This is a genomic window from Kribbella sp. NPDC020701 (assembly GCF_055562215.1).
Map to the genome: position 1 here is coordinate 430,143 of NZ_JBVHFT010000003.1, position 20,069 is coordinate 450,211.

General features: G+C 69.1%; 22 protein-coding genes. 3 read left to right on the forward strand and 19 right to left on the reverse strand.

All coding sequences use genetic code 11. From position 1 onward, the window contains the following. The first annotated feature begins 58 nt into the window (after window positions 1-58). The gene (locus ACZ3HV_RS09205; protein ID WP_360360189.1) at window positions 59-1,264 is read left to right on the forward strand and encodes an NADH-quinone oxidoreductase subunit D; all 1,206 of its coding nucleotides are present in this window, start codon (window positions 59-61) and stop codon (window positions 1,262-1,264) included. On the opposite strand, the gene ACZ3HV_RS09210 is transcribed toward ACZ3HV_RS09205, so the two are convergent. From ACZ3HV_RS09210 to dacB, 15 genes are all read right to left on the reverse strand, one after another. Next, a complete protein-coding gene (locus ACZ3HV_RS09210) occupies window positions 1,265-2,035 on the reverse strand; it encodes an inositol monophosphatase family protein (RefSeq protein WP_465682467.1) in 771 nt (256 codons plus the stop codon). 25 nt (window positions 2,036-2,060) lie between these two features. Further along, entirely contained in the window at window positions 2,061-2,453 is a 393-nt protein-coding gene (locus ACZ3HV_RS09215; RefSeq protein ID WP_360360195.1) for a hypothetical protein, read from the reverse strand. Window positions 2,454-2,490: 37 nt separating this feature from the next. Further along, the gene (locus ACZ3HV_RS09220) at window positions 2,491-2,847 is read right to left on the reverse strand and encodes a hypothetical protein (RefSeq protein WP_360360198.1); all 357 of its coding nucleotides are present in this window, start codon (window positions 2,845-2,847) and stop codon (window positions 2,491-2,493) included. A 95-nt stretch (window positions 2,848-2,942) separates the two neighbouring features. Continuing rightward, window positions 2,943-3,467, reverse strand: coding sequence for a DUF3180 domain-containing protein (locus ACZ3HV_RS09225; RefSeq protein ID WP_465682469.1), 525 nt, complete (start codon window positions 3,465-3,467; stop codon window positions 2,943-2,945). Between the two features lie 2 nt (window positions 3,468-3,469). After that, window positions 3,470-4,027 (reverse strand): 2-amino-4-hydroxy-6-hydroxymethyldihydropteridine diphosphokinase, encoded by a 558-nt coding sequence (folK, locus tag ACZ3HV_RS09230; RefSeq protein ID WP_465682471.1) that lies wholly within the window; start codon window positions 4,025-4,027, stop codon window positions 3,470-3,472. Next, entirely contained in the window at window positions 4,024-4,413 is a 390-nt protein-coding gene (folB, locus tag ACZ3HV_RS09235; protein WP_465682473.1) for a dihydroneopterin aldolase, read from the reverse strand. The genes folK and folB overlap by 4 nt, the downstream gene beginning before the upstream one ends. Before the next feature lie 76 nt (window positions 4,414-4,489). Beyond that, a complete protein-coding gene (locus ACZ3HV_RS09240) occupies window positions 4,490-4,909 on the reverse strand; it encodes a nuclear transport factor 2 family protein (protein WP_465682475.1) in 420 nt (139 codons plus the stop codon). 59 nt (window positions 4,910-4,968) lie between these two features. Continuing rightward, the gene (gene folP, locus ACZ3HV_RS09245; RefSeq protein WP_465682818.1) at window positions 4,969-5,766 is read right to left on the reverse strand and encodes a dihydropteroate synthase; all 798 of its coding nucleotides are present in this window, start codon (window positions 5,764-5,766) and stop codon (window positions 4,969-4,971) included. A gap of 103 nt (window positions 5,767-5,869) precedes the next feature. Continuing rightward, window positions 5,870-7,018, reverse strand: coding sequence for a S1 family peptidase (locus ACZ3HV_RS09250; RefSeq protein ID WP_465682477.1), 1,149 nt, complete (start codon window positions 7,016-7,018; stop codon window positions 5,870-5,872). 131 nt (window positions 7,019-7,149) lie between these two features. Further along, window positions 7,150-7,722, reverse strand: coding sequence for a GTP cyclohydrolase I FolE (folE, locus tag ACZ3HV_RS09255; protein WP_465682479.1), 573 nt, complete (start codon window positions 7,720-7,722; stop codon window positions 7,150-7,152). A 66-nt stretch (window positions 7,723-7,788) separates the two neighbouring features. Beyond that, the gene (gene ftsH, locus ACZ3HV_RS09260) at window positions 7,789-9,828 is read right to left on the reverse strand and encodes an ATP-dependent zinc metalloprotease FtsH (RefSeq protein ID WP_465682481.1); all 2,040 of its coding nucleotides are present in this window, start codon (window positions 9,826-9,828) and stop codon (window positions 7,789-7,791) included. 173 nt (window positions 9,829-10,001) lie between these two features. Beyond that, window positions 10,002-10,553, reverse strand: coding sequence for a hypoxanthine phosphoribosyltransferase (gene hpt, locus ACZ3HV_RS09265; protein ID WP_360360220.1), 552 nt, complete (start codon window positions 10,551-10,553; stop codon window positions 10,002-10,004). 5 nt (window positions 10,554-10,558) lie between these two features. After that, window positions 10,559-11,623 carry a tRNA lysidine(34) synthetase TilS gene (gene tilS, locus ACZ3HV_RS09270; protein WP_465682483.1) on the reverse strand — a complete coding sequence of 355 codons (1,065 nt, stop codon included), beginning with the start codon at window positions 11,621-11,623 and terminating at the stop codon, window positions 10,559-10,561. Then, window positions 11,595-12,689, reverse strand: a complete 1,095-nt coding sequence (locus tag ACZ3HV_RS09275; protein WP_465682485.1) for a zinc-dependent metalloprotease — start codon at window positions 12,687-12,689, stop codon at window positions 11,595-11,597. Before ACZ3HV_RS09275 ends, tilS begins: the two co-directional genes overlap by 29 nt. A gap of 93 nt (window positions 12,690-12,782) precedes the next feature. After that, entirely contained in the window at window positions 12,783-14,153 is a 1,371-nt protein-coding gene (gene dacB / locus ACZ3HV_RS09280) for a D-alanyl-D-alanine carboxypeptidase/D-alanyl-D-alanine endopeptidase (protein ID WP_465682487.1), read from the reverse strand. A gap of 50 nt (window positions 14,154-14,203) precedes the next feature. On the opposite strand from dacB, the gene ACZ3HV_RS09285 reads away from it, so the two are divergent. Then, a complete protein-coding gene (locus tag ACZ3HV_RS09285; protein ID WP_360360231.1) occupies window positions 14,204-14,692 on the forward strand; it encodes an inorganic diphosphatase in 489 nt (162 codons plus the stop codon). Window positions 14,693-14,748: 56 nt separating this feature from the next. On the opposite strand, the gene ACZ3HV_RS09290 is transcribed toward ACZ3HV_RS09285, so the two are convergent. Continuing rightward, window positions 14,749-15,180 carry a MarR family winged helix-turn-helix transcriptional regulator gene (locus tag ACZ3HV_RS09290; protein WP_465682490.1) on the reverse strand — a complete coding sequence of 144 codons (432 nt, stop codon included), beginning with the start codon at window positions 15,178-15,180 and terminating at the stop codon, window positions 14,749-14,751. 85 nt (window positions 15,181-15,265) lie between these two features. On the opposite strand from ACZ3HV_RS09290, the gene ACZ3HV_RS09295 reads away from it, so the two are divergent. Continuing rightward, complete coding sequence (locus tag ACZ3HV_RS09295; RefSeq protein WP_465682492.1) at window positions 15,266-16,231, forward strand: quinone oxidoreductase family protein; 966 nt, start codon at window positions 15,266-15,268, stop codon at window positions 16,229-16,231. 215 nt (window positions 16,232-16,446) lie between these two features. Here the strand turns inward: ACZ3HV_RS09295 and ACZ3HV_RS09300 are convergent, their stop codons facing one another. The 3 genes from ACZ3HV_RS09300 to ACZ3HV_RS09310 form a co-directional block, all read right to left on the reverse strand. Next, window positions 16,447-17,856: a C40 family peptidase gene (locus ACZ3HV_RS09300; RefSeq protein WP_465682493.1), complete on the reverse strand. Its 1,410-nt coding sequence runs from the start codon at window positions 17,854-17,856 to the stop codon at window positions 16,447-16,449. Between the two features lie 249 nt (window positions 17,857-18,105). Beyond that, entirely contained in the window at window positions 18,106-18,918 is an 813-nt protein-coding gene (locus ACZ3HV_RS09305) for an endonuclease/exonuclease/phosphatase family protein (RefSeq protein WP_465682495.1), read from the reverse strand. Window positions 18,919-18,981: 63 nt separating this feature from the next. After that, a complete protein-coding gene (locus ACZ3HV_RS09310) occupies window positions 18,982-20,052 on the reverse strand; it encodes a WD40/YVTN/BNR-like repeat-containing protein (RefSeq protein ID WP_465682497.1) in 1,071 nt (356 codons plus the stop codon). Window positions 20,053-20,069: the final 17 nt, after the last annotated feature.

Consider the following 20,069-nt stretch of genomic DNA (forward strand, 5'->3'; position numbering starts at 1 on the left):
CGGTGAAGGTTGAGTGCTGCTGGCGTCCAGCTGCACCGCTCACGGCACACTAGGGGTTATGAGTACCGAAAGAGTGGTCGGGATCGGCGCGGGAGCGGCTGGATTCGACCCCGCGTACGAGCGCGGCGGGACCGGGACCGGCTCCGAGCTGGCGACCACCGACATGGTGCTCAACATCGGCCCGCAGCACCCGGCCACCCACGGCGTACTCCGGCTCCGGCTGACTCTGGACGGCGAGCGGATCGTCGGGTGCGAGCCGATCATCGGCTACATGCACCGCGGCGCGGAGAAGCTGTTCGAGGTTCGCGACTACCGGCAGATCATCGTGCTGGCGAACCGGCACGACTGGCTGTCCGCGTTCTCCAACGAGCTCGGCGTCGTCTTCGCGGTCGAACGGATGATGGGCCTCGAGGTCCCGATCCGCGCGGTCTGGCTGCGCACGCTGCTGGCCGAGCTGAACCGGGTCCTGAACCACCTGATGTTCCTCGGCTCGTACCCGCTCGAGCTCGGCGCGATCACGCCGGTCTTCTACGCCTTCCGCGAGCGGGAGACGATCCAGGCGGTGATGGAGGAGCTCTCCGGCGGCCGGATGCACTACATGTTCAACCGGGTCGGCGGGCTCAAGGAGGACCTGCCGTACGGCTGGCTCGGCCGCGCGTCCGCCGCCTCGGCCGCGGTCCGCAAGCGGCTGCCCGACATCGAGGACCTCATCCTCGGCAACGAGATCTTCCGGGCCCGTACGGTCGGCGTCGGCAGACTCGCCCCCGAGCTCGTCACGCAGTACGGCGTCTCCGGCCCAATCGCCCGTGCCTCCGGCGTGGACGCGGACCTCCGCCGCGACGAGCCCTACCTCGGGTACGACGAGTTGCTGCGGGACGGCGTACTCCGGGTCGTCACCCGGACCGACGGCGACTGCTTCGCGCGGTTCGCCGTACTGCTGGAGCAGGTGAAGGTCTCGCTCGACCTGGTCGACGCCTGCCTGGACAAGCTGTCGGCCCTGCCGGCCGGGCCGATCAACGTCCGGCTGCCGAAGATCCTCAAGGTCCCCGAGGGCCAGACCTACGCCTGGACCGAGGGCCCGCTCGGCATCAACGGCTACTACCTGGTCTCCCGCGGCGACAAGACGCCCTGGCGCCTCAAGCTCCGCTCAGCCAGCTTCAACAACATCTCCGCGCTGCCCGCCCTGCTCCCCGGCACCATGATCCCCGACATGATCGCCATCCTCGGCAGCATGTTCTTCGTGGTCGGAGACATCGACAAGTAGTCAGCCGATCAGCTCCAGCAGCGGCTCGCGGAGGGCGGGCGAGACCGCGAAGGTGGCGCGGGACTCGGGGCTGTGCTCGGAGCCGTCGAGGTCCAGGACGGTGACGCCGGCCTCGCGACAGATGGAGACGCCGGCCATGGTGTCCCAGGGCTTGTTGGAGAACATGATCATCGCGTCGAAGTAGCCGGCGGCGGTCCAGGTCAGGGCGGTGGCGGCGGTGCCGATCATCCGGAGGCGCTGCACGCGCGGGGTGAGGCGCTGGGTGAGCGCGAGGCGCTCGGCGTTGATCCGGTCCGCGTCCGGGCCGACCGCATAGTCGCCGACGGCAACCAGTGCGTCGTTCAGGTCGGTGCACTCGCTGCCCCGGATGGGCTTGCCGTCGCAGGTCGCGCCGAGTCCTTCGGCGGCGGCGTACCTGGTCCCGAGCGCGGGGTGGTCGATCACGCCGGCCACCGCGCGACCGTCGTGGATCAGGCCCAGCGAGATGCACCACAGCGGCACGCCGTGAACGAAGTTGACCGTCCCGTCGATCGGATCCAGGACCCACCGCGTCCCGTCCGTCGCGCCGCCCTCCTCCTCGCCGAGGACGCCGATCTCCGGCGTCTCCCGCTCGAGGAAGGCCCGCACCTCCCGCTCGACCGCGAAGTCCACCTCGGACGCCATGTCGCGATCGCCCTTGAACGTCAGGGCACCCGGTCCCCGCGAGTCGGTGATCACCCGCCCGCGATCGACGGCGGCTTCGGCAACCTTCAGCAGCTTCGCGAGATCCACACCCCAGAACCTACGCGAACGGGCCTCAGGCCGTGCCCAGCGCCCTGCGCTTGCGGCGCCAGGCAGCCGCCGCGGCCAGCCCGCCGACCGCCAGTACGCCGGCCGCGGCCTGGCCGATCTTGATCGGGCACCCGCTGGCGCACTCCGGGATCGGGTACGGCTGACCGGGGTTCAGTTCATGCGTTTCATCGGCCGCCACGTAGGCCTCTTCAGCCGGGAACGGCCAGCCCTCGGCGCTCAGCAGGCGGTACCAGTAGGCGTCGTCCCACGCCTTCCGCTTGCAGGTCACGTTCACCGACGGCGATTCGAACGGCGTCGGCCCGAGCTGCCCGATCGGCAGGTGATCCTCGTTGTAGACCGTGACGTGACCGTTCGGGTCGTTCATCGTCACGGCCGGATAGTTCGCGTCCAGCCCCATGGTCAATCCCTCCCCACACCGCAGTATGGGGCCGGAGTCAGGAGGCGGCCAGACCTCGCAGCTTGAGGTCCACGACGGTGGGGGCGTCGGCCTGGGAGTGTTTGTCGCCGGCGGCAACCACCGTGGCGACCTCCTCGTCGATCTTGTCCAGGCGCCGGTCGATCTTGTCCAGCCGGCGCTGCATCAGGTCGACGAACTCCGCGTTCTCGACCACGCGGGCGCTGGTGATGCGCGAATACTCCTGGGCGACCTGGGCGCGCTCGTCGGAATGGGCCAGCCGCTCGACCAGCAACTGGTGGCGGAACAGCACCGTGGCCGCGATCGCGACCAGTACGCCGGCCACCGCGGCGGCCCGGAGAATCCAGGCATTCTGCGTGAAGAGCGCGATACTCACGCCCAGGCAGACAACGATCAGCAGACCGTTGGCAACGGTGAGAACTGTGGTCCTGGTTCGACGGCGGCTACCCCTTGACCCCATGGACCGACATGTTAGGGGGTCTCGTCGGGGTCCTCGGGAACACGACACGCGCGTTCGAGCAACAATCCGGCCGTGACGACCAGCACGGAGACCACCGCCGCGGCACCGGCCATGATCACACGCTGACGAGGCGCCGAGGCGCCCATCGCCTGCAGGAAGGATAACGCGAACCCTGCGTAAACACCGGCGCACAACGCGCCGACGAACGCACTCGCCTTCCCGATCAGCAACAGGAACACCGCGCGGGACGGCTCCATCCGCTCCCGGCGGACCTGGATCCGCTGGTGGGTGTTGCGGGCCGCGGCGAACAGCAGCGCGGCCAGGAACGCCCAGGCGATCAGGGTCAGCCAGGACACCGTCGGCGCGACGCCGCCACCGGACTCGATCGCCTTGACCGCGGTCAGGCCGATCGCCGCCCCGAGGACGGTGATCGCGATCAGCAGCCGGCGCGAGGTCGGCCGGACCGAGCCCGGACGCGGCGGCTCCTTGCCGGGCTCGTCTTCCGGCGCCCGGCCTGGCTCGGAACCGCCGGACACCACTACTGCAGCTCGAGGTCGAGCTTGGTCACGCCTTCGGAACCGACCTTGGCGAGCAGCTCCGTGACCGGGCCGTGGCCCGGCAGCACCGCGTCCGGCTCGATGTCGAGCCAGGGTGCGAGAACGAACGCGCGCTCGTGCGCCCGCGGGTGCGGAACGGTCAGCTCCTCGGACTCGACCGTCTTCTGGCCGTAGGTGATCAGGTCGACGTCGAGGGTCCGCGGCGCGCCCGGCACGCTGCGCTCCCGGCCGAAGGCCTGCTCGATCGCATGCGCGCGGTCCAGCAGCAGGTCGACCGCGAGCGTGGTGTCGGCGAGCAGCACGACGTTCAGGTACGGGCCGGACTCCTCGGGACCGCCGATCGGCTGGGTCTCGTACAGCGGCGAGACCTCGACCACCACGACGTCAGGGGTGTCCCGCAGTGCGTCGACCGCGCCCTGCAGGTTCGCCTCACGGTCGCCCAGGTTGCTGCCGAGCGACAAGATGACCTGGCGGATCGGCTTCAGGCCGCCGCTCAGGGTGTCCGCGTCGATGACGTGGGGACTAGGGGTCTCAGTCACGAGGATTCTCCGGCTCTGCGCTGCACGGTCAGGACAACGTCGTCGAACGGCACCGTGATCGGCGCCGAGGGTTTGTGGATGGTCACCGCGGTCGCTGTCACCCGCCGGTCGGCGAGGCACAGGTCGGCGATGCGCTGGGCGAGGGTCTCGATCAGGTCCACCGGGTCGTTCTCGATCGCGTGGTGCACCTGCTCGGCCACCACCCCGTAGTTCACGGTGTCGGCCAGGTCGTCGGAGGCCGCGGCGGGTCTGGTGTCCAGCTCCAGCCGGACATCCACGACGAACTCCTGCCCGTCGGCCCGCTCGTGCTCGAACACCCCGTGGCGTCCGAAACCGCGGATGCCCCGGATCTCGATCACATCAGGAGCTAGCACGGGAGTACTCATCCACGTCCTCGCTTCGCTCCGGGCGCGGATGAGGCACGGTACGCGCTGTGCTCGATGGTGAACTCGCTTCGCTCGCTCACGGCGCCTCCTCCTGTCGGCCCCCAGACGACAGTACCGGGGAGGCATGGTGGATCCACAACCGCCAGCCGGTAGAAGTTCGACGGAAAACGTTCGTGGCCAGCGCCTTGCCCCCCGCGAAGCCCTCCTCCGGCGCGCCCTCACCGGACGACAGGACATTCTCCGTACACGTGACGTAGGCCACGTCTTCATCTACGCGGACCTGCACATCGGTCAGAAAGAACTGGATGTACGGCGTGTTCGCGAAGATCATCGCCCAGGCCCGCATCATCTCGGCGTACCCGGAGATCGCCGCGTTGCCGGGATGGATGCAGACGGGGTCCGGGTCCGGCAGCCAGACCGCCGCCATCAGATCGAGGTCACCGGCCTCGAACGCGTTGTAGAACGCGGTGTTCGCGGTCAGCACGACGTCCTCCACCGTGGCGTTGTGACTCCTGGGCGCGCCCTCACCTGTCGCGCCCTGCCTCGGACCGTCCGTCATACCGTTCCCCATCTCTTCGCCACCCGGACCGCGTCCGCGCTGGGTGCCACCGCGTGGGCCCGGACACACCAGGCTCCCGCGGCGGCGGCCAGGGCGGAGACAGCCGCGCTCGCATCGTCTCGTCGTACGGCCGGTCTGGGTTCACCGGTCTGCTCGTCGGCGAGCAGCCTACCGAGGAACGCCTTCCGGGACGCACCGATCAGCAACGGCCGATCCAGTACGGCGAATTCCCGCAATCGTCGCAAGACCTCCCAGTTGTGGTCCGCGTTCTTCGCGAAACCGAGCCCGGGGTCGAGGGCGACCCGGTTCAGATCGACTCCGGCGTCGCGCATCGCGTCGATCCGCAGCGCCAGTTCGGCGATCACCTCGGCGACCACGTCGACGTACTCGGCCTTGTTCTGCATGTCGATCGAGTGTCCACGCCAGTGCATGCAGACATACGGCGTACGCCGCTCTGCCACCAGCGCGAGCATGTCCGGGTCGGCCTGGCCGCCGGACACGTCGTTGATCATCACCGCGCCGGCGTCCAGCGCGAGCTCGGCGACGCCGGCCCGCATGGTGTCGACCGAGATCAGGGCGCCCTCGGCGGCCAGGGTCTCGATCACCGGAAGCACCCGGCGGATCTCCTCCTCGGGGGCTGGCCGGTCGGCACCCGGCCGGGTCGACTCCCCGCCGACGTCCAGCAGGTCGGCACCCTCGGCGAGCAACTCGCGGCCGTGCTTGATCGCCGCGGACGGCTCGAACCACTCACCACCGTCGGAGAACGAGTCCGGTGTCACGTTGACGACACCCATCACGAGACACCGATCCAGCACCGGCAGCCCGTCGACGCGACCCCACGACCCATCACTCACCCGACCACCGTAGTGGCCACCACCCCCAACCCGCTGGGTGGGATCAATTACTGAGGATCAAGCGTGACTTCGTCGCTTCGAGTGCCTCGGCGACAGGCTGGGCGTAGGACTCGTTGGCCTGGCCTACCTTCTCCAGGCACTGGCCGTTGATGAGCGCGGCGCCACTGGTGATGCCTTGCGCGTAGTTGCCGGTCATGTTGGCGCCACCGGAGTCTCCGGCCTCCACGCACGCGGTGTGCTGGAACAGCCCGCGGACCACCCTGTTGCTGCCGTAGTTCACGGTGACGTTCCGGGCGACGATCTTCCCGCAGGTCCAGCCGGTGCTCTTGCCCGACTTGCACAGCGTGGACCCGACGGTCGCGTTCGCGAGCCCGCGGACCGCGATGTTGCCGGCTCCCCAGCCCTCGACGTACCCCTGCTGCTCCCAGCCGTCGATCACGCCGACCGTGCCGAAGTCGTTGCCCGGGAAGCTCGAGGTCCGGGTGTTGCCGAGGATGTAGCCGTTGCGGGAGAACGACGGCTTGCCGGCCGTGCAGTGCCCGGCGGTGAGGAAGATCTTGGTGCCCTTGGTGGTCCGGGCGTTGAAGCCCAGCGAGCAGACGTACCCGGTGTTCTTGTCGACCTGGACCCCGCCACGCAGGCTGAAGTCGTCGGCGGTCGTCGTCACCGTGCCGGAGACCCTGCGCACCGTCACGCGGTCGCCGTTCGCCTTGGCTCGGGACAGGAACCGCTCGGTGATCCGGTCACGCGCGCCCTTCGGCACCGTGACGACCACAGTGCCCGAGAGCGGATCGACGTACCAGGACCGGACCTTGCCCGCGCCGGAGCCGGCGGCGAGCCGGTTCAGCTTGTCCTGGACGGCGTTCAGCTGGTCGGCGGTGAACTGGACCAGCCGCGGGATCGCGCCGACCTGGCGGACCAGCGCGGCGGTGGTCAGGTCGGACACCGCCACGACCAGCTCGCCGGCGTCGTCGTAGTAGCTGCCGACCACGCCCGAGTCCGGCCCGAGCTGCGCCTCGACCGCCTCCGCGACCAGCGGCGACTTCTCGGCCACCTTCCCGGCCGGTTCCGACTTCTGGCCGGCCGGCTTGGTCCGCGTCTCGGCGGTGGCCCAGTTCGCCGCGACCAGCCCGGCGGCCGTCAGTACGACGACCCCGGCAAGTGCGGCGCTGACCCGGAAACGCCCCGACATCCTGTCCTCCTCACACCGGCACCTGATCCCCGTTGGCCAAGCACCACTACGGAAAGTAAACGCTCAGCGACAGAATGTCCACAGTTGCCGGTTTTCAAACTCCAACGAGAGCGGGTTCAAGGAGGCTACGGTCAGCCGACGATCAGGCTCATGGCCTCGGCGCGGGTGACGGGGTTGCGGAGCTGGCCGCGGACGGCGGAGGTGATCGTCTTGGCGCCGGGTTTGCGGACGCCGCGCATGGTCATGCAGAGGTGTTCGCACTCGATCACGACGATCACGCCGCGCGGTTCGAGCAGTTCGACCAGGGACTCGGCGATCTGGGTGGTCAGCCGTTCCTGAACCTGCGGCCGTTTCGCGTACACGTCGACCAGCCGGGCCAGCTTCGACAACCCGGTGATCCGGCCCTCCCGGCTGGGGATGTAGCCGACGTGCGCGACCCCGGTGAACGGGACCAGGTGGTGCTCGCACAGGCTCCAGACCTCGATGTCCTTCACCAGGACCATCTCGTCGTGGCCGATGTCGAACGTCGTCGTCAGCACGTCCTCGGCCCGCTTTCCCAGTCCGCCGGTCATCTCGGCGTACGACCGTGCCACGCGGGCCGGGGTGTCCTGCAAGCCCTCGCGGTCCGGGTCCTCCCCGATCGCGATCAGCAATTCGCGGACAGCCCGCTCAGCCCGGGCATGGTCGAACTTCGGCGACGTCATCTGGTCACTCTAGGCGGGACCACAGACAGCAGCGCCGCCACCCGATCGGGTGGCGGCGCTGGTTCGTCAGCTGTCCTGCGGCGACGGCGGGGTCGGGCCGCTGCCGTAGTTCGGCGGCCGCACGGCCTCGTCCGGGCCGACCACACCGCCCGGCAGGACATCGGAGAGCGATCCGTTCTGCTCGGCGCGGGTCGGCACCGGCATCACCGGCGGCTGGTCCGACGGCACCCGGGTGGACGAACCGGTCCAGGCCGGCCGCCGCTCCCGCTTGACCACCGGCACGAAGACCCGGGCGATCTCGTTCTTGTCCAGGGTCTCCTTCTCCAGCAGCTCCTCGACCAGGTGGTCCAGGACCGCGCGGTTCTCGACCAGGATGTCGAACGCCTCCTGGTGCGCGTTCAGGATCAGCTTGCCGACCTCCTCGTCGACCGCGGCCGCGATCTCCTCGGAGTAGTTCCGCTGGCTGCCGAAGTCGCGGCCCAGGAACGGCTCGCTGCCGTCCGAGCCGAACTTGATCGCGCCCAGCCGCTCGGTCATGCCGTACTGCGTGACCATCGCCCGGGCCAGCGCCGACGCCTTCTCGATGTCGTTGCTCGCACCGGTGGTCGGGTCGTGGAAGACCATCTCCTCGGCGGCGCGGCCACCGAGCATGTAGGCCAGCTTGTCCAGCATCTCCGACCGGGTGGTCGAGTACTTGTCCTCGTCCGGCATCACCATCGTGTAGCCGAGCGCGCGGCCCCGCGGCAGGATCGTCACCTTCTGCACCGGGTCGGAGTGCGGCAGCGCGGCGGCGACCAGGGCGTGCCCGCCCTCGTGGTACGCCGTGAGCACCTTCTCCTTGTCCGACATCAGCCGGCTGCGGCGCTGCGGACCGGCGATGACCCGGTCGATCGCCTCGTCCAGCCCGCGGTTGTCGATCACCTGCTGGTTGTTCCGGGCGGTGAGCAGAGCGGCCTCGTTCAGCACGTTGGCCAGGTCCGCACCGGTGAAGCCCGGCGTACGGCGGGCGACCGCCCGCAGGTCCACGTCCGGCGCCATCGGCTTGCCCCGCGCGTGCACCTTGAGGATCTGCTCGCGACCGGGCAGGTCCGGCGCGTCGACGGCGATCTGCCGGTCGAACCGGCCGGGCCGCAGCAGCGCCGGGTCGAGCACGTCGGGCCGGTTGGTGGCCGCGATCAAGATCACACCGCCGCGGATATCGAAGCCGTCCATCTCGACCAGCAACTGGTTCAGGGTCTGCTCGCGCTCGTCGTGACCACCGCCGAGGCCCGCACCACGGTGCCGGCCGACGGCGTCGATCTCGTCGATGAAAACGATCGCCGGGGCGTTCGTCTTGGCCTGCTCGAACAGGTCGCGGACCCGGGAGGCACCGACACCGACGAACATCTCGACGAAGTCCGAACCGGAGATCGAGTAGAACGGCACGCCGGCCTCGCCGGCGACCGCGCGGGCCAGCAGCGTCTTACCGGTACCGGGCTGGCCGTAGAGCAGCACGCCCTTCGGGATCTTCGCCCCGACCGCCTGGAACTTGCCGGGTTCCTGGAGGAACTCCTTGATCTCGCCGAGCTCCTCGATCGCCTCGTCACAGCCGGCCACGTCGGCGAACGTGGTCTTCGGAGTGTCCTTGGTGATCAGCTTGGCCTTGGACTTGGCGAAGCTCATCACCCGCGAGCCGCCGCCCTGCATGGAGTTCATCAAGAAGATGAAGACCACCGCGATCAGCAGGAACGGGATGAGTGTGGAGAACACCTGGCCGATGAAGCTGGGCTTGGGGTTCTCGACGTCGTACCGCTCGATCTTGCCGTCCTGGAACAGGGTCTGCAGGTCCGTGCCGAGGGTGTTGGCCTGGCCGTCGACCCAGTGCGCCCGCACCTTGGTCCCGTCGGTCTTCTCGACCCGGATCTCCTGGTCGGGGTCGATCAGCGTCACCGACTTGATCGTCTTGTCGCTCGACGACTTGGCCTGCTGGATCAGTTGCACGACCTGGCCGGTGGGCTCGGTCTTGTAGCCGGTCGAGCCGGTCAGGAGCTGTCCGATCACCAGTACGCCGAGGAAGGCGACGACGATCCAGAACAGGGGTCCTCGGAAGATGCGCTTCACGTCCATGATCGAGGCCTACGCCCCGTCCCTCCTAGCTCGGCAGGCCCGGGAATGCGGGCTTGAGACGGTACAACCAGTCCAAGTGTCTCGTGTCGCACAAGACAACACACCACGAGGGTCACCAATAGACGGTACGACCTGTTGTACAGGCCGTCACCAAGTCTGCCCCGCGGGAGGGATTAGGAGTAGACGTGCGGGGCCAGCGTCGCTACGCAGCGCAGGTTCCGGTACTTCTCCGCGTAGTCGAGACCGTAACCGACCACGAACTCGTCCGGCAGGTCCAGCCCGACGTACTTCACCGGGACCCGCATCTTGGCCGCGTCCGGCTTCATGAACGCGGTGCAGAGCTCCAGCGAGGCGGGCTTGCGTGACTCCAGGTTGCTGACCAGCCAGCTCAGCGTCAGCCCGGTGTCGATGATGTCCTCGACGATCAGCACGTGCCGGTTGGTGATGTCGGTGTCCAGGTCCTTCTGGATCCGGACCACACCGGACGACTTGGTCCCCGAGCCGTACGACGAGATGGCCATCCAGTCCATCTCCACGTGCCGGCTGAACGACCGGGCCAGGTCGGCCATCACCATCACCGCACCACGCAGGACGCCGACCATCAGCAGGTCCTTGCCCTCGTAGTCCTGCTCGATCCGCCCCGCCAGCTCCCGCAGCTTCGCCAGGATCTGGTCCTCGGTGTAATGGATCTTGGTCAGGTCCTTCTCGATGTCCGCCGCATCCACGTGGCTCAGCCTGTCACATCCGGACCCAACACGATGAATCCGGTCCTGCGGACCGCTCGAACTCCCTGTGGCAGGTCGATCCAGCGTTGCCCGCGCCAATCCGTGATCAGCGCGTCGACTGCCGCCACATGCCCCGCGGTGAGGTCCGTGGCCCGGCAACCGGCTTCCAGCGCCGCCTGACGCAGCACCCTGGTCCGCAGTGCGGCCGGCTCGCCCTCCAGCATCCCGATGTCACAGTGGACTTCATCGTCAGTACGGCGGAGTGCCGTCTCCGCAAGGTCCGCGGCGAGCACGTCCAGCGCATCCGCATCTGCCCGGAGGAGTCCCGCCGTACGGGCCAATGCCTCGATCACTCCGGGTCCTAGTGCCTCCTCCAGCACCGGAAGCACCTCATGGCGGACTCTGACCCGGGTGTACAGCGGATCGTCGTTGTGTGGGTCGTGCCACGGGCGCAGCCCCGATGCGATGCACGCGGCCGCTGTTGTCGCACGAGGGAGGTCGAGCAACGGCCGCCGGAGCAATCCGGCAACCGGAGCCATCCCGGCCAGTGAGCGAGCCCCGGACCCCCTGGCCAGCCCCAGCAATACAGTCTCGGCCTGGTCGTCGCGCGTATGAGCCAGTAGTACGACGTCCGCCCCGAGCTCATCCGCTGCGTCGCGGAGAGCGTCGTACCGGGCTGACCGGGCAGCCGCCTCCGGGCCACCCTCGGAGCCCACCTCGACCGCCCGCACCTGGACTGGGTCGAGTCCGAGCGACCGGCACTGCGCGGCAGCGGTCTCCGCGACGTGGGCGGAGTCCGCTTGGAGACCGTGGTCGACGACGACGGCACCGGCGTACAGGTTCAGCTTGGGCGCCTCGAAGGCAGTCGCCGCAGCCAGCGCGAGTGAATCCGTGCCACCGGAGCAGGCGACCAGGACGGTCGTACCGTGCGGCAACTCGGCCAGCATGGCGCGGACCGCCTCCCGCGTGCGCGCCACCGCCGGGTGCAACTTGCCCCTCCGGCCTTGGACGAGCTCCTCGGCAGCCGCCTTGCCCGACGGCTCAGCCGTGGAGTCGGGCGACCCAGGCATCGGGGTTCGCGATCTCGTTCTTGGTCGGCAGCGTGTTGGGACCGGTCCAGACCCGGTTGAACCCGTCCATGCCGACCCGATCGACAACTCGGCGGACGAACGCGGCACCGTCCTTGTACTGCCGCAGCTTGGCGTCCAGCCCGAGCAACCGCTTCAGCAGCTGATCCACCGGACTGCCGCTCTGGCGGCGCGACGTGAACTTGGACCGGATGTTGTCCACCGTCGGGATCACAGATGGCCCGACCCCGTCCATCACGAAGTCCGCATGGCCTTCCAGCAGCGACATCACCGCGGTCAGCCGGTCCAGCACCGCACGCTGCTCCGGGGACTGCATCAGATCCACCAGACTCAGCTCGGCCTCCCCCCGCACCGACCGGCCCAGCCGCTGCACTGCCTCACGGAACATCGCCGCGTACGCCGATGCGTCCAGCTCAGCCTGGTCCAGGAACAGCGCGATCTCCGACCGCAGGTGATCCCGCAACCAGGGCACAGCGGTGAACTGGACCCGGTGCGTCTCCTCGTGCAGGCACACCCACAGCCTGAAGTCCCGCGGTACGACGCCCAGCTCGGACTCCACGTGCATCACATTGGGCGCCACCAGCAGGAGGCGACCAGTCAGATCGGGCCGATCCGGATCCGGCTCAGCTGGGTAGAACGGGTCGAATTGACCGAGCACCCGGGAAGAGAGGAAAGCGAGCAGCGCACCGGCCTCGATGGCCGTCACCCGCGAGCCGACCGCCGAGGACAGCCCGCCGGTCCGCTCCGCCTTCTCCCGCAGCTTGTCCGCCAGCGGTTGCAGCACGGTCCGGAACCCGTCCGCGTTCGCCTGCACCCAGCCGGGCCTGTCCACGATCACCACGGGCGCGGTCGCCGAGGTGGCCTGTAGTCCGGTGAACTCCCGCACGTGGTGCTCGGAGTCGGCCGCGAACTGACGCAGCTCGGCCACTACCTGGTCCGCCTCCGCGCGGCTGACCGCCGGCCCGGGGCGCAGCAGCTTGCGCGCCACTCCGGTCGCCAGCTGCCAGTCGACCATGTCGGCCGTGGTCCCGCCTTCCGCCGTACTCATATTCAGACCCTAGTCGTATGTCCCAACATGCGCCCGCACTCAGACCGCGTCAGAAAGCCCTCAGACCGGCCTCAGACGACCCTCAGACGGCCCTCAGACGGCGCAGCCGCAGTTGGCCAGCGCGGCCGCGGCCCGGTCGAGAGCAGCCCGGGCATCGAGGGTCTTGGGTACCGGCACACTGTCGCTGGCGATCGCGAACACCAGCAGCGTGCCGGTGCGATCACGGGCCAGTCCAGCCAAGCTGTGCACCCCAGTCAGCGTGCCGGTCTTCGCCCGAACCAGTCCGGTGCCGGTGCTGGTCCCGGGAGCGGCGAAGCGGTCCTCGAGGCTGCCACTGAAGCCTGCGACGGGCAGACCGGTCAGCAGGTGCCGCAGCTCCGGGTGGTCTTCCGACGCCGCCACCCGGACCGCACCGGCCAGCAGCTCGAGCGGCACCTTGTTGGCCCGCGTCAGACCACTGCCGTCGTAGATCGTCGCCTTGCTGACGTCCAGGCCGAGCTTGGTGAGCGTCGCGCGCAGTCCCTTGACCCCACCGGCATACGAACCGCCGTTGTTGGTCGCCAGACCGACGTGCCGCAACAGCACCTCCGCACCGTCGTTGTCGCTGTGCAGGTTCACGTACTCGACGATCTGCCCCAGCGTCGGCGACGCCACCTGGGCGATCGGCTTGGCCGCGGCCGGGGCGGTCGCCGCCCGAACCGTCGCCGCCACCTTGATCCCATAGCCCGCCAGCAGCTTGGCGAACGCGGTCGCCGCAGCCTGCGCCGGAGAGTCCGCGCGCTTGGCCATCCCCGGCGAGAGCCGCCCCTCGTTCACCCATAGCGCCGAGGTGCGGGCCGCAATCCCTTCGGGCAGGTAGTTCGCCTCCCAGTTCGCGTTGGCAGCCGGACCGGTGAACAGCGAGGCGTCGTAGCCCAGGCTGACGCCGGCGACACCCTGCGCCTTCAGTGCCTTCGCCGTACTCGCGGCCAGGCTCTGGAGCGTGGCCCGTGTCGGGAACTCCGCGTTCGCTGCGGGCTTGGTAGCGAGCAAAGGGTCGCCACCACCGACCAGGACGATCGAACCACTGCCCGCACTCACCACCTTCGTGGTGAACGTGTGGTCGGCACCGAGGGTCTCCAACGCCGACACCGTGGTCAGCAGCTTCAACGTAGACGCCGGGGTGAACGGGACCGCCGTACCGGCCGAGAACACCGTCTTGCCGCGGGAGGCGTCGTACACATAGATGCCACGGTGCTTGCCCAGTGACGGATCCGCGAGGATCGCGGCGAGCGCCTTCTGTACGCCGGCCGCCGTCGGTGCGACCCCCTCGGCCTTCGCGGGCGCCAGGACGGCGGGCGCCTGCTGAGCTGCCTGCACTGATCCGGGTACGGCGCGTGCACCGCTCACCAGCCCCACACAGAGGGACCCGCTCATGAGCATGGCGAGCAGCGTGACGAACACCGCACGGGGAGGACGGGCCACCAGGCTGCTCCTGTCAATCGGTCGGTCGGAACCGTGACAGTATCTGCCGTATGGAGTTCGACGTCTTCATCGAGATCCCCAAGGGCACCCGCAACAAGTACGAGCTGGACCACAAGACGGGCCGGCTGCGGCTGGACCGAACCCTCTTCACGGCCACTCAGTACCCGTCCGACTACGGATTCATCGAGGACACCCTGGGCCAGGACGGCGACCCGCTGGACGCGCTGGTGCTCCTCCCCGAGCCGACCTTCCCGGGCTGCCTGATCCGGGCCCGCGCGATCGGCATGTTCCGGATGACCGACGAGAAGGGCCCGGACGACAAGGTCCTCTGCGTCCCGGCCGGCGACCCGCGCCAGGAGCACCTGCGCGACATCCACCACGTGCCGGAGTTCGACCGGCTCGAGATCCAGCACTTCTTCGAGGTCTACAAGGACCTCGAGCCCGGCAAGTCCGTCGAAGGCGCCACCTGGGTCGGCCGGACCGACGCCGAGACCGAGATCACCGCTTCCTTCGAACGCCTGAAGACCGAAGGTCACTGACGCTGCGCCGCCGCCCTCGAGGCGGCGGACCTCAGTCGCCTGACAGGCCGTGGACCTCAGTCGCCTGACAGGCGGTGCAGGAGGCCGAGCAGGGTCTTGCGCTCGCTCGCGCTCAACGGCTCCAGCAACTCCGCCTCCGCCGCGACGATCAGCTGATCCATCGCGATCAGCTGCTTCTCGCCGGCCGGCGTGATCGCGACGATCTTGCGGCGGCGGTCCGCCGGGTCCACCCGGCGTTCGACGTACTTCAGGTCTTCCAGCTCGTCCAGCAGGGTGACCAAATCGCTGCGGTCCAAGCCGATCCGGTCGGCAAGCGTCGCCTGGGCGCCCTCGCCGTCGTCGGCCAGGCTCGCCAATACGTGGTAGTGCTGCGTCCGGACGCCGGCCTCGGTCATGTGCTGCCGGACCAGGCGCTGCGCCTGCTGGCTCGACCGCCCCAGCGCCCACAGCACCCGGTCGGCCAGACGATGCGTCGGCGCCTTCTTCACCTGCCCACTCTATTGGCAGAGCTCTTGCATGGCGTTATCGTGGGAACTACCCATTATTTATAACTCCCACGATTTGGAGCAGCTCATGCGCGCAGTGCGCTTCCACCGGCACGGCGGTCCCGACGTCCTGCAGCTCGACGAGGTCGCCGTACCGGAGCCTGGCACCGGCCAGGTGCTGATCGAGGTCGAGGCGATCGGCGCCAACGCCATCGACACCGTTCTCCGCCGCGGCGGCACGCCCTGGGACCGGCCGTTGCCAGGCACGCTCACCGGCGATGTGGTCGGCCGGATCAGCAAGCTCGGGCCGGACACTCCACCCGGCATCGAGGTCGGCCAACGCGTCGCCGCCCTGACCGAAGACGCCTTCGCGGACTTCGCCGTCGCCGACGCCGCGTTCCTCGCCCCGATCCCGGGGGTCGCCGACGCGGGCGAGGCGACGATGATGTCGATGACCGCGCCGCTCGCCCTCCGCCTCCTCGAAGCAGGCCGGATCCCCGCCGGCGGCACCGTCCTGATCCAGTCCGCGGCCGGCACCGTCGGCCACCTCGCCGTCCAGCTGGCCCGGTTCTTCGACCCGAAGACGATCATCGGTACGGCGTCCTCGGCCGAGCGGCTCGACTTCATCCGGGGGCTCGGCGCCGAAGCCGTCGACCTGAGCGACCCGGAGTGGCCGGCCAAAGTCCGCGAACTCGCCGCCGACGGCGTGGACACGGTCCTCGACGCGGTCGGCGGCACCGTGTTCGACCAAGGCCTCGACCTCGTCGCACCGCTCGGCACGATGGTTACGTACGGCGCGATCACCACCGAGCTCCCGACAGTCCCGGCGAGCGGCCTGTTCGGTCTGCGGTCCGTCACCGGTGTCTCGATGATGGGCTGGCGCCAGGCCCGCCCGGACGAGGCCCGCGCCGACGTCGCCGAAGTCACCCGCCGCTGGCAGAACGGCGACCTGCGGCCGATCGTCCACGCCACCCACCCGCTGACCGACGTGACCCGAATCCACGAAACCCTCGACGCCCGCAAGAACCTCGGCCGCCTCATCGCCACGCCGTAGCGGCGCCTACCAGCCGATCAGCGAGTACGGCGCGGCGTTGCTCGAACCGGATGGCTCGATCGGGTTCGCCTCGGGCATCGCGGCGTACCGGCCGGGGCTGCGAGCATCGTTGCTAGCGGCATCCAACGGTGGACTCGCATCCCTCGCCCGTCTCCCGGCCGGCCGGACCCAGGACATCGCGGACGCGATCTTTGCCCTGCTACGCAAGCGTTTCATCACGGGCGGCCGAAGAAGTCCGGCGGCTCCCAGTAGTAGACGCTGTCGATCTGCACCGGCTTGCCGGTCCGGGGCGCGTGGATCATCCGCCCGTTGCCGAGGTACATCGCGACGTGGTGGATGGTCCCCGGGTCGTCCGGGTTGAGCGCCCAGAAGATCAGGTCACCCGGCCGCAGCTCGTCCTCGTCGATGTGCCGGACCTGCTCGTACTGCGCGACGCTGTAGTGCGGCAACTGGACGCCGGCCCGATCCCACGCGCCCATCATCAGTCCGGAGCAGTCCCAGCGGGACGGGCCGGTGCCACCCCACAGGTACATGTCGCCGAGCTGGGACAGTGCGAAGTCGATCGCCGCCTGCGCACCCCGGCGCGTGCCGTGACTGTTGCCGTTGTCGTTGCTGGGCCGGTCCGGCTTGTGCTGCTTCGGTGGCTTCTTGCCGGGGTTCTGCTTCGCCTGCTCGCGGGCTTCCCTCTCCTCGCGCGCCTGCTCGGCCTTCTCCCGGGCCTCCTCGGCCTTCTCCCGGGCCCGCTCGGCGGCCTCCCGGGCGGCGATCCGCCGCTTCAGTTCGGCGGCCTTCTTCGCGGCGAGCGCGGCGGCTCGTTGTCGCGCAAGCTCCTCGAGCCCTCGCTGCCGCTGGGCGGCCACCCGGACCGACGTGTTCTGCAGTACGGCGAGCTGCGCGATCGACTGCGTCCGCTGCACGCCCATCGCGGTCACCGCCGCCGCCTGCACGGCCTCCGCGTGCTCGGCGGCCTTCTTCGCCTTGGCGGCCTCGTCGGTCGCCTGCTTCACCTTCACCACGGCCTGGTCGGCCTGGACCTTGAACAGGTTGGTGACCACCTGGGTCGCCGTGAATCGCAGATACGCCCCCTGCATCGCGGTCGACACCGAGCGGGCGGCCCCGGCCGAGTCCAGCAACTGCTGCGGTCCTTCGGCGCTGAACAGCGGCGCGATCTTCGCCACGTCGCCACCACCCTGGTACGACGCTGCCGCGAACCGGCCGATCTGCTGTCGCTGAGTGACCAGGGTCTGCTGCGCCTTCGCCGCCCGCGCCGCCGCGGCGGCCGCTTCGGCCTTGGCCTGCTGCAGCTTGTAGACGGCGCCGTTGTACGCCTCGTCCGCGATCCCGGACTGGACGCCGAGCTGCTCGAGCCGCGCGTTCGCGGCGGCCAACTGCCGCTCGATCGCGGCGACCCGAGCGGCCTTCGAGGCGGCGGCCTGCTTGGCCCGCTCGACCGCGGCCTTGGAGGGGATCACTGGCGGCTTCGGCTTGGCTGCGTCGGCCTGGACAGGATGCACGGCCATCGAGCCGGCCAAGCAGATCGCGAGCACCCCGGAGAGCAGCGCCCTGCCGGTCTTCCCAGTGCTCCCGACCCGCCCGCCGGACCTGGCCCTCGAGGGGGTCCGCATCGGGATCGTTCCTTCCGCCGGTCACGAACCCCTTCCCCAGGGTTCGTGAACTTGTGGTCCTCGTGGACCACACACGTGACACTAGTTGCCTGTAGCCCCATTTGGAACACCTTTCACACAAGTATCTTTGTTGCACCCGTGTGTCGACTTGACAAACTACAAGCTTGTAATTCTCGCGGCATGCAAACGGCGCCCGTCCGGACACCGGACGAGCGCCGTGTGACGAGCTGTCAGCGCGGGGTGAAACTACTAGCGCAGAGTGAACGAAGCCACTACTGGCAGATGATCGGACGCCGGCGTGACCGGGACTGTGGCCGACGTCGGCCGCAGGCCCGGGCTGTGCAGCTGGAAGTCGATCCGCTTGGTCGGATTGCCCGCCTCGATGGTGTTACCCGGCCCGGCACCGACCTCGGTCCACGTATCGTTCAGGACCGCGGTCAGGGTCTTGATCTCCGGAGCAGTCGCTTCCGCGTTCAGGTCGCCGACGAGCAGCGTCGACACCTTCGATTTACCCAGGAGCTCGACCACCTTCTGCGCCTGCTCGAGCCGCTCGGCGTTGTTGTTGCTGGTCAGGTGTGTGTTCGCGAACCGCAGATCGGCGCCACGGACCTTGATCGACGCGACCGCGAGTCCACGCTGCTCACCGGTCGGGTACTTCGGCAGCAGGGTGTTGGTGAAGTCCTTGATCGGGTACTTCGACAGGATCGCCGTACCGTACTGGCGGCGCGGCTCCCCCGGGTTCACCGGCGGGAGGTCGAGGTTCGCGGCGTACGCGTAGTGCATGTTGAGCCGCTGGGCGAACCAAGCCGGCTGGTCGACCCAGTTGCTCCGCACATCCCAGTGCCGGTCGACCTCCTGCAGCCCGATCACGTCCGCCCCGGACTTCTCGATCAGTACGGCGATCCGCTCGAGGTCGAGCACTCCGTCGATCCCGGCGCCGTGGTGAATGTTGTAGGTCATCACGGTCAGCGGCCGCGCCGGACGCCCGCCCTCGGGCTGAGCCGCGGCAACGGTCGGCACCACCATCAGCAACCCCACGAGAACGGTTAGCAATTTACGCATGCACCAATCTTTCCGGAAAACCGGCGACACCCGCACAACGAGCGAGTGTCGCCGGTCTGAACGTCAGTGCACGAGCCGGGCGACCGCGCCCTTCGCACCCGAGGCCCAGCAGCCCGCCTGGACCCCGTGACCGGCGCATTCGACGCTGTCGAAGCTGCCGTCGTAGAACTGCTTCCAGCTCCGGCCGCCGTCGAAGCTCACGTCACTGCCCGACGGTCCGACCGCGACCACGGTCGACGGTGACCACGGCACGAAATGCGAGCCACTGCGGTACCCCTTCGGCGCCTTGTCGGCCGCGACCAGCTTCCACGTCCGCCCGCCGTCGTACGTCACCGACGCGGCCTTCACGGCCTCGGTCGGCTTGAGGAAGTCGCCACCGACGGCGACCCCGAACCGCGAACCGCGGAACGCGAGGCTGAAGATGCCGGCCGCCTCACCGCTGGCCATCGGCGAGTCCGCCACGGTCCAGTGCTTGCCACCGTCAACGGTCCGGAACACCCGCGGCCGATCGCCACCGCCCGACCCGAACCACGCGGTCCGGCCCGGTCCCGCGACCAGGCAGGTCCCGCTCGCCGCGAACGCGAACTCACCCGTCAGCGCGGCCGGCATTCCGGCGTTCGACTGCACCTTCCACGACTTGCCACCGTCCGATGTCGCCGCGATCCGGAACTTCCCGTCGACCGGGTCGCTCAACGCCAGCCCATGCTTGTTGTCGTTGAAGGCGAAGCAGTCGTAGAACGCATTCGCGTCGGTGTTCCGGAACGTCTCGGTCCACGACTTGCCACCGTCCACGGTCCGGTAGATCCGCGAATCCTCGCCGTTGCCGATCGACAGCACCAGTGCCCGCTTCGCGTCGAACGCCTCGACGTCGCGGAACTGCAGCGCGCCGGCACCGGGCGGGCTGACGTTCTGCCAGTGCTGCCCGCCGTCGACGGTCCGCAGCACGGTCCCTTCGGTGCCACCCACCCAGGCGACGTCCTTGCTGACCGCCGCCAGCCCGCGGAACTGCGCCGTACTCCCGGTCGGCGTCACGTTCCACTGGTACGACGGCCTGCCGCTCGCCTGGGCGGGGACGAGCTGAGACATCAACAGCAAACCTCCTGCCGCCATCGCGGCCACACGCAGGATTCTCATGCGCGTGAACCTAGTCG

What these genes read in the sequence shown, in the direction of transcription:
- ACZ3HV_RS09205 (WP_360360189.1), top strand. Translation starts at nt 59, where the DNA reads ATGAGTACCGAAAGAGTGGTCGGGATCGGCGCGGGAGCGGCTGGATTC.
- ACZ3HV_RS09215 (WP_360360195.1), bottom strand. Translation starts at nt 2,453, where the DNA reads ATGGGGCTGGACGCGAACTATCCGGCCGTGACGATGAACGACCCGAAC.
- folB (WP_465682473.1), bottom strand. Translation starts at nt 4,413, where the DNA reads ATGAGTACTCCCGTGCTAGCTCCTGATGTGATCGAGATCCGGGGCATC.
- folP (WP_465682818.1), bottom strand. Translation starts at nt 5,766, where the DNA reads ATGGGTGTCGTCAACGTGACACCGGACTCGTTCTCCGACGGTGGTGAG.
- ACZ3HV_RS09250 (WP_465682477.1), bottom strand. Translation starts at nt 7,018, where the DNA reads ATGTCGGGGCGTTTCCGGGTCAGCGCCGCACTTGCCGGGGTCGTCGTA.
- folE (WP_465682479.1), bottom strand. Translation starts at nt 7,722, where the DNA reads ATGACGTCGCCGAAGTTCGACCATGCCCGGGCTGAGCGGGCTGTCCGC.
- ftsH (WP_465682481.1), bottom strand. Translation starts at nt 9,828, where the DNA reads ATGGACGTGAAGCGCATCTTCCGAGGACCCCTGTTCTGGATCGTCGTC.
- tilS (WP_465682483.1), bottom strand. Translation starts at nt 11,623, where the DNA reads ATGCCTGGGTCGCCCGACTCCACGGCTGAGCCGTCGGGCAAGGCGGCT.
- ACZ3HV_RS09275 (WP_465682485.1), bottom strand. Translation starts at nt 12,689, where the DNA reads ATGAGTACGGCGGAAGGCGGGACCACGGCCGACATGGTCGACTGGCAG.
- ACZ3HV_RS09285 (WP_360360231.1), top strand. Translation starts at nt 14,204, where the DNA reads ATGGAGTTCGACGTCTTCATCGAGATCCCCAAGGGCACCCGCAACAAG.
- ACZ3HV_RS09295 (WP_465682492.1), top strand. Translation starts at nt 15,266, where the DNA reads ATGCGCGCAGTGCGCTTCCACCGGCACGGCGGTCCCGACGTCCTGCAG.
- ACZ3HV_RS09300 (WP_465682493.1), bottom strand. Translation starts at nt 17,856, where the DNA reads ATGCGGACCCCCTCGAGGGCCAGGTCCGGCGGGCGGGTCGGGAGCACT.
- ACZ3HV_RS09305 (WP_465682495.1), bottom strand. Translation starts at nt 18,918, where the DNA reads ATGCGTAAATTGCTAACCGTTCTCGTGGGGTTGCTGATGGTGGTGCCG.
- ACZ3HV_RS09310 (WP_465682497.1), bottom strand. Translation starts at nt 20,052, where the DNA reads ATGAGAATCCTGCGTGTGGCCGCGATGGCGGCAGGAGGTTTGCTGTTG.